A 1019-nucleotide genomic window follows, 5' to 3' on the forward strand; every position below is an offset into this window, starting at 1 on the left:
CTGCGACGACCAGGCCACAGGGGTCTCTCACCCCCATCCGCACACACAGCGCCTCATGGCGCACGGCGACCACGTGGAATGGGTCCATCACCGCCACGGCGTCGGGGAGTTCTTCGGCGGTGGCGGTCTTGAACCCGGTGAACCCGTCCATGGCCACCACCTCGATCCCTTCACGGAAGTCCTTGCTCTGGGCCCCGAGCCAGGTCTTGAACACGGCCTTGGACCGGCCCGGGACCATGTCCAGCAGCCGGGCCGGGCCGGTGCGCTCCTTCACCGGCGTCAGGTCGATGACCACGGTGACATAGTGGGACCCGCGGCCGGTATGGCGCCAGCAGTGCTCATCAACTCCGATGACCTTCACACCCTCGAACCGGTGAGGATCCTCGATCAACAGCTGCCTGCCAGCGGCCAGGACAGCGTCGTTGACGGTATGCCAGGCCGATGCCAGTGCCGCGGCGACCCGGGCGATGCTCATCCTGTCGATCACCACTGATTTCAGCGCCCACAGCACCGCATGTCTGCTCAGTTTCGCCCGCGGTTCGGCCGCGGCGGTGGTGTCCTGCCGCCACACTCGGACGCAGTCCCCGCACCGGTACCGGCGAACCCTCACCCACAAGGTGGTGGGCCGCCACCCCAGTGGCAGATGCGCAAGCTTCCGCACCACCGTGCCCCGCGGGATGCCTTCGCCGCCACAGTTCCGGCACCAGGGGTCGTCCTCGGTGACTCGGCATTCCATGATTGCTCGGTCGCGGTGGATCTGCTGGCCAGTGACCGTGAGGCCGAGGCCACCGAGCAGGCAGAAGCTCTCCAGGTCAGGACAGGTGAAAGTAGGCTTGGGCACGTCGAGGTCTTTCGAGTCGAAGGCGTAGGAACCTCCATCTTCGGAAGGCCTCGACTCCTATCCACCGACCGCCACGCCGACCCTGGCCCTCGTTCCTGCTTCTACACCCTCAAACGCGACACTCCTATAGATAAATGTCAAGCGTTGGGGGTGAGGGTTCTGCCGGCGAGGGATCGGC

1 protein-coding gene is annotated in these 1019 nt (G+C 65.9%); it reads right to left on the bottom strand.

What is annotated here, in order from left to right; translation table 11 throughout:
- On the bottom strand, positions 1-841 hold an 841-nt coding region (locus FEF26_RS15475; RefSeq protein ID WP_138254422.1), incomplete at its 3' end, for an ISL3 family transposase.
- Positions 842-1019 lie beyond the last annotated feature (178 nt).

It is taken from the genome of Nesterenkonia salmonea (assembly GCF_005771525.1).
Lineage (GTDB): Bacteria > Actinomycetota > Actinomycetes > Actinomycetales > Micrococcaceae > Nesterenkonia > Nesterenkonia salmonea.